The sequence below is a fragment of the Mesorhizobium sp. M7A.F.Ca.MR.362.00.0.0 genome (assembly GCF_004023175.1).
GTDB lineage: Bacteria > Pseudomonadota > Alphaproteobacteria > Rhizobiales > Rhizobiaceae > Mesorhizobium.
The window spans coordinates 21,143-27,739 of the sequence record NZ_RZTF01000019.1; the positions used below are offsets into that span (position 1 = coordinate 21,143).

Here is a 6,597-nt window from a genome sequence, read left to right on the forward strand (position 1 = left end):
TATTTGCCGGGCTCATCTGTGACGATGGCGATGCGGTCGACGCCTTCGGCGCGCACCTGCCTGGCGATCATGTCGACGGTCAGGCCGCCTTCGTGCGGCTGGCCGCCGGTCATGGCGACGGCGTCATTGTAGAGTATCTTGTAGGTGATGTTGGCATCGCTCGACAGCGCGAAGCGGATCGCCAGCGTACCGGAATGGTTGTAGGTGCCGTCGCCGAGATTCTGGAAGATGTGCTCGCGCTTGGAGAACGGCGCCTGGCCGACCCATTGCGCGCCCTCGCCGCCCATGGCCGTGAAACCGACGGTGTTGCGGTCCATCCACAGCGCCATGAAGTGGCAGCCGATGCCGGCCGCGGCGATAGAGCCGTCCGGCACCTTGGTGGACGAATTATGCGGGCAACCGGAACAGAAGAACGGTGTGCGCGAGCCGATGTCGGTGGCCTCGGTGAGCATTGCCTGGAACTGGCGCAGCTTCGCCACCCGCGCCGAAATCTCTTCGGACGGGCCGATGGTCCTGACGATCCTCTCGCCAAGCGCAATGGCGATCTCGTTGGGATCGAGCGCGCCCTTGGCCGGAAACAGCCAGTCGCCGCGCTCGTCCTTCTTGCCGATAATGACCGGTTGGGTGGCAGTGCCATAAAGGCTTTCGCGCAGCTGCACCTCGATCAGCGAGCGCTTCTCCTCGACGACGACAACGGTGTCGAGGCCGCGGGCGAAATCGGCGATGTGATGCAGGTCGAGCGGCCAGGGGCAGCCGACCTTGAACAGCCGCACGCCGATGCGGTGGGCGGCCGCCTCGTCGATGCCGATGTCCTCCAGCGCCTGACGGACATCGAGATAGCTCTTGCCCAGCGTGATGATGCCGATCTTCGGGTTGCGGCCGCCCGAATAGACGATGCGGTTCAGCCCGTTGGCAAGGATGAAGGCGGAAGCCGCGGCGCGCTTGTGCTCATGCAGCCGCTCCTCCTGACCGAGCATATCGATCTCGTGGCGGATGTTGAGGCCGCCGGGCGGCATATCGAACTCCGGCACGGCGATGTTCAGCCGCTCGAGCGCGGCATCGACCGAGGCGGTCGATTCGATGTTGTCCTTGACGCATTTGATCGCCGCCCAGGTACCGGCAAAGCGCGACATGGCAAAGCCGTAGAGCCCGTAATCGATGATCTCCTGGACACCGGCGGGATTGAGGATCGGCACCATCGTGTCGACGAACAGGAATTCGGTGGCATGCGCGTTGGTCGAGGATTCGGCCATATGGTCGTCGCCCATCAAGGCGAGCACACCGCCATGCTTCGACGAGCCGGCGAGGTTGGCATGGCGGAACACGTCGCCTGAGCGATCGACACCCGGTCCCTTGCCGTACCAGACCGAAAAGACGCCGTCATGAGTGCCCTCGCCCAGCAGTTCCGTCTGCTGCGTTCCCCAGCAAGCGGTGGCGGCAAGCTCCTCGTTGAGACCCGGCTGGAAGACGATGTCAGCCTGGGCGAGCTGTTTCTTCGCCTTCCAAAGCTGCATGTCGAGGCCGCCGAGCGGCGAACCGCGATAGCCGGAGACGAAGCCGGCCGTGTTCAGGCCGGCGCGGCGATCACGCTCGCGCTGCATCAGCAGCATGCGGATGACCGCCTGCGCGCCGGACAGGAAGATGCGCTCCTTTGCGAGATCGAACTTGTCGTCGAGCGCGACGTCGTGCAGCGTCATCAGGCATTTCCTCTGCGGAGGCCACGCGGGGCAGGCAGCCAACGTCGGGGTCGGATGACGCATCCTTTCTCCCCTTGCAAGGCAGGTCAAACAAAATCGCAGATGCCAGGCAACGCGCAACGGACAGTCCGCGGCCATCCTGAATCGGGTATGAAACCGATCCACGGACATTGCCCGGCGCACGAAAATTTCAGCTGCGGCCCGGATGGCCGCGACGCGTCAGCCGCCCTTCGAGCAATCCGGCTTCGGTTCGCCCGGCAGCTTGCCGTCGGGATGGCCGACGAGATCGGGATTGGCGGTGTAGAGCTGGTCGATGACCAGCGGCCGGTCGGGCAGGATCGACTGGTCTTCCGTCGACATCAGCGTGGTATCGATCTTCTGCAGGACCGCGCCGTCGGCGCCCTTGATGCTGATGGCAATCGCATAGGGCTTGTTCTTGACGACGCAGGTCAGTGCCGGGCTCTCCAGCGTCACCTTGTCGAGCTTCGGCCAGACCTTCTGCTCGACGACCAGAGGCGCGCCGCCGGCGGGATCCTGGAAGCTGGCGACCGCGACCTGGCCCTCTCCCATCGGCGTCAGCGGCCGCAGGGTCACGACATAAGTCGCCCTTGCGAGGCGGTAGTTGAAGACGAATATCTTACCGGAAATCTCGAACAGCTTGCCTTCGTCATTGCCGGTATCGCGGCAGGCGCCCAGCGCAACGGCCGCGATGAGTGCCACGCCGACAAGGATCGAACGGGAAAGGCCGCTACGCATTCCTGACCTCATTTTCCGCCATGCGACGGCGACGATAGTGACGGCTTGCCTTCTGCCTGTTGCCACACACCGCCATGTCGCACCAAAGGCGGCTGGAATTGCGGCTTCTGTCGACGAACAGCCAGGTGCAATTGGGACAGATCCTGAGCCTCGCGACGGTGTCGTCGCGCAGAAGCGACAACGCCGAAACCGCCAGTGCCGCCTCGAAGGCGATCGGCGTCAGGGGATCACCGAACGGCCTCCCCGGCGCACCGATCTCGGTCCGGCTGCCGGCAAGGCCATCGGCGCAGGCTCTCAGGAATCCGGGCAGATCAGTGGTGGCAACCGCGCCCTTCGACGCCGCTCCACGAAACAGCCGGTCGGTCGCCTCGCGGATCGACAGCACGACGGGTGCGATCCTCACCGCCGAGGATACCGCCAACGGTCTGTCGCCAAGTTCGGCAGCGCGAAAGCGGCTCGCCGCATCGGCGAAGCGGGCAATCTCGGCCGGATCGTCGAAGCGATCGAAGGTTCGCCCCGGATCGCCGCGCAGCACGACGGTGTTCGCTGTGTCGAGCGCAAGCAGGCCGCCGGTGAAGCGGTGCGGGGTCCAGGATACCGTCATGGCGAAAATCTAACCTATAAATCGTATTTGACAAGTTAGATTCAGCGATGCACCCTCACTCTGGGCTGCGGCGATCTTCGCAGCCTTTTGAGCCTGTCGTTGGCCAGGACCGCTTCGCACTTTTGGGCGGCATGCTTCGAGGTTTTGCATGCTCTATTTCTTCCAGCAGGTGCTGAACGGGCTGCATTCGGGCGCGCTTTATGCGCTGCTCGCCTTTGGCTATGTGCTGACCAACGGCATCCTGCACCGCACCAATCTCGCCTATGGCGCATTGTTCGCCTTTTGCGGCCAGACGATGATCCTGACCGCGGCCTTCGGCTATCAGATGCTGTGGCTGACGCTGCTGGCGGCGGTGGCGCTCGGCGTCGTCGCTGCGTTCCTCTATGCCGCGCTGATCAGCCACGTGCTGTCGCGCAGTGTCTTCGAACCTTTGGCCAACCGCACACCCAATGCAATCGTGGTGACGACGCTCGGCATCCTGCTGCTGCTGTCCGAAGCGAGCCGCATCGCCGCCGACACGCACGATCTGTGGCTGCCGCCGATGCTGGCGCAGCCTATCGTTTTCGCGCAGGGCGCCACCTTCAGGGCAACGCTGACGCTCATCCAGCTCATCGACTGCGCCGTGGTGGTGACGGCAATCGCGCTGGCCAGCTGGGCTTTTGCCCGGTCGAGCTTCGGACGGCGCTGGCGCGCCGTCTCCGACGACCCCAAGGCAGCCGCTATGTGCGGCGTCGAGGTGCGCGCGGTGTTCCGGCACGCGGTCCTGTTCGGCGGCTTCTGCGCCGCGCTGGCCGGTGTGATGGCCGGGCTCTATTACGGCAATGTCAGCTTCGGCTCGGGCCTCGTCTACGGCCTGAAAATCCTGTTCGTGACGGCGGTCGGCGGCTATCTCTCGCCATTGCGCGCGGCACTCGGCGCGGCCGCCTTCGGCATGGCCGAATCGCTGTGGGCCGGCTATTTCCCGGTCGAATGGCGCGATGCGTGGATGTATCTGTTCCTGGTCACGACGCTGATCCTGATCGGCGCCGGCCGCGACACCGGCAAAATCGCCTGAAACGTCAGACTTTGGTTGCATGACGCCAGGGCAGATCGCCGGTATTGGGCACTGTCTGCCATGCGATGATATTTGCTCCCTCTATCCTTGTTGACCCGTCAGTCCACGCGCGGCATACCGTTGGACCACGCGGCGTGACGGACAAAAGGGGGAAGCCGGCACGCCTCCGGTACAAGGGAGGAATGCATGGCAGGGCTTCTTGCTCTATCCAGGACAATTGATCGCGCCAACGAATTCATCGGCAAGTGGATATCGTGGCTGATCCTGCTGGCGATCCTGGTGAGCGCCGCCAACGCCATTATCCGCAAGGTGTTCGACATATCCTCGAACGCTTGGCTCGAGCTGCAATGGTATCTGTTCGGCGCCGCCTTCATGCTGGCCGCCGCCTATACGCTGAAGCAGAACGAGCATATCCGCATCGACGTCGTCTACGGCCTGTTTTCACGCCGCGTGCAGCACTGGATCGACCTGCTCGGGCATCTCTTCTTCCTGATGCCGTTCGTGACGCTGATGGTGATCTATTTCGTGCCCTATGTGTCGCTGTCGTTTCGCAGCGGCGAGATGTCCAACAATTCCGGCGGTCTGATCATCTGGCCGGCCAAGGCCATCCTGCTCGTCGGTTTTTTCCTGCTCGCGCTGCAGGGCATCTCCGAGATCATCAAGAAGATCGCCATCATGCGCGGCGACATGGACGATCCCAATCCGTTCATTTCCGTGCATGAACAGGCCGAACTCGAAGCCAAGGCGCTGGCCGACGAGGTGCGCTCGTGATGGAGTTCATCGCGCAGAACATGGCACCGATCATGTTCGCTTCGCTGATCATCTTCCTGCTGATCGGCTACCCCGTCGCTTTTTCCTTGGCCGCCAACGGCTTGATGTTCTTCTTCATCGGCGTGCTGCTGTCGCCTTATTCCGGAGGATCGATCAACCTCGCCTGGCCGCTCCTGCACGCATTGCCGGATAATTTCTACGGCAGCCGGGTGATGTCGAACGACACGCTGCTGGCCATCCCGTTCTTCACCTTCATGGGCATCGTGCTCGAGCGATCGGGTATGGCCGAAGACCTGCTCGACACGATCGGCCAACTGTTCGGGCCAATCCGCGGTGGCCTTGCCTATGCGGTGATCTTCGTCGGCGCGCTCTTGGCGGCGACCACCGGCGTGGTGGCGGCTTCCGTCATCGCCATGGGCCTGATCTCGCTGCCGATCATGCTGCGCTATGGCTATGACCGCCGGCTCGCATCCGGTGTCATTGCCGCCTCCGGCACGCTTGCCCAGATCATCCCGCCGTCGCTGGTGCTGATCGTGCTTGCCGACCAGCTCGGCCGTTCGGTCGGCGACATGTATGCCGGCGCGCTGATCCCCGGCCTCGTGCTCACCGTCCTCTATATGTCCTACATCCTGATCATGTCGATCATCCGGCCGAACTCGATGCCGGCGCTGCCGCTCGAGGCCCGTACACTCGGCCATGGCGTGATGTCGCTGCTGGTGGCTTTGCTGGTCACATTAGCGGTTTCCTACGCGGCGTATCGTTATCTGGCGCCGGCGCATGGCGACAATGCCGACATTCTCGGCGCGACTGCCGGAGTCCTGTTCATCTACATCGTCGCCATTGCCGACAAACGCCTGAATTTCAACATGATGTCCAGGCTCGCGCAGCAGGTGATCATCGTGCTGATCCCCCCGCTGGCGCTGATCTTCCTGGTGCTGGGCACCATCTTCCTGGGCATCGCCACGCCGACCGAAGGCGGCGCCATGGGTTCCGTCGGCGCCTTGATCATGGCGGCGGCAAAGGGGCGCTTGTCGCTTGACGTCGTCAAGCAGGCACTGGCCTCGACGACAAGGCTATCGTCCTTCGTGCTTTTCATCCTGATCGGCGCACGGGTGTTCTCACTGACCTTCTACGGCGTCAACGGCCACATCTGGGTCGAGCACCTTTTGACGTCGCTGCCGGGCGGCGAGGTCGGCTTCCTGATCGGCGTCAACATGCTCGTCTTCTTCCTCGCTTTCTTCCTCGACTTCTTCGAATTGGCGTTCATCATCGTACCGCTGCTGGCGCCCGCCGCCGACAAGCTCGGCATCGACCTGATCTGGTTCGGCGTGCTCCTGGGCGTCAACATGCAGACCAGCTTCATGCACCCGCCCTTCGGCTTCGCGCTGTTCTACCTGCGTTCGGTGGCTGCGCGCGTGCCCTATCTCGATCGTCTCACCGGCAAACAAATCGCGCCGGTGACCACCGGGCAGATCTATTGGGGCGCGGTGCCCTTTGTCTGCATCCAGGTGATCATGATCGGGTTGACCATCGCCTTCCCGCAAATGGTGATGCACTACAAGGGAACGACCGTCGATCCGGGCACGATCGACTACCAGGTGCCGGAGATGCCCGGCCTGTCGCCGCTCGGCACGCCGCCGGCGGATGGCGCAGCGCCTGCCGGCGGCGGCACGGCTCCCGCCGCCCCCGATCTGTCGCAGCCGCCGAGCTTCGGC

The 6,597-nt window shown here is 63.5% G+C and carries 4 protein-coding genes and 2 pseudogenes (1 of these 6 running past the window's edge); 3 read left to right on the plus strand and 3 right to left on the minus strand.

Features of this window, described 5'->3' with window-relative positions; translation table 11 throughout:
• The 3 genes and pseudogenes from EOC06_RS41710 to EOC06_RS04900 all read right to left on the minus strand — a co-directional run.
• Positions 1–1,697, minus strand: a pseudogene (locus EOC06_RS41710) (indolepyruvate ferredoxin oxidoreductase family protein); the annotation flags it as partial.
• A 219-nt stretch (positions 1,698–1,916) separates the two neighbouring features.
• Positions 1,917–2,453 carry a hypothetical protein gene (locus tag EOC06_RS04895; protein WP_128307222.1) on the minus strand — a complete coding sequence of 179 codons (537 nt, stop codon included), beginning with the start codon at positions 2,451–2,453 and terminating at the stop codon, positions 1,917–1,919.
• Positions 2,446–3,057 carry a CGNR zinc finger domain-containing protein gene (locus EOC06_RS04900; RefSeq protein WP_128307223.1) on the minus strand — a complete coding sequence of 204 codons (612 nt, stop codon included), beginning with the start codon at positions 3,055–3,057 and terminating at the stop codon, positions 2,446–2,448. Before EOC06_RS04900 ends, EOC06_RS04895 begins: the two co-directional genes overlap by 8 nt.
• Before the next feature lie 148 nt (positions 3,058–3,205).
• On the opposite strand from EOC06_RS04900, the gene EOC06_RS04905 reads away from it, so the two are divergent.
• The 3 genes and pseudogenes from EOC06_RS04905 to EOC06_RS04915 all read left to right on the plus strand — a co-directional run.
• Positions 3,206–4,111, plus strand: a complete 906-nt coding sequence (locus tag EOC06_RS04905; RefSeq protein ID WP_128307224.1) for a branched-chain amino acid ABC transporter permease — start codon at positions 3,206–3,208, stop codon at positions 4,109–4,111.
• Between the two features lie 186 nt (positions 4,112–4,297).
• On the plus strand, positions 4,298–4,882 hold the full coding sequence (locus EOC06_RS04910) for a TRAP transporter small permease subunit (RefSeq protein WP_127266510.1): 585 nt from the start codon (positions 4,298–4,300) through the stop codon (positions 4,880–4,882).
• A pseudogene (locus EOC06_RS04915) lies at positions 4,882–6,597 on the plus strand (TRAP transporter large permease subunit) (it continues 61 nt past the right edge of the window). Before EOC06_RS04910 ends, EOC06_RS04915 begins: the two are co-directional and overlap by 1 nt.

Excerpts from the sequence above, each read along its gene's own strand:
- EOC06_RS04895 (WP_128307222.1), bottom strand. The coding sequence starts at position 2,453 with ATGCGTAGCGGCCTTTCCCGTTCGATCCTTGTCGGCGTGGCACTCATC.
- EOC06_RS04900 (WP_128307223.1), bottom strand. The coding sequence starts at position 3,057 with ATGACGGTATCCTGGACCCCGCACCGCTTCACCGGCGGCCTGCTTGCG.
- EOC06_RS04905 (WP_128307224.1), top strand. The coding sequence starts at position 3,206 with ATGCTCTATTTCTTCCAGCAGGTGCTGAACGGGCTGCATTCGGGCGCG.
- EOC06_RS04910 (WP_127266510.1), top strand. The coding sequence starts at position 4,298 with ATGGCAGGGCTTCTTGCTCTATCCAGGACAATTGATCGCGCCAACGAA.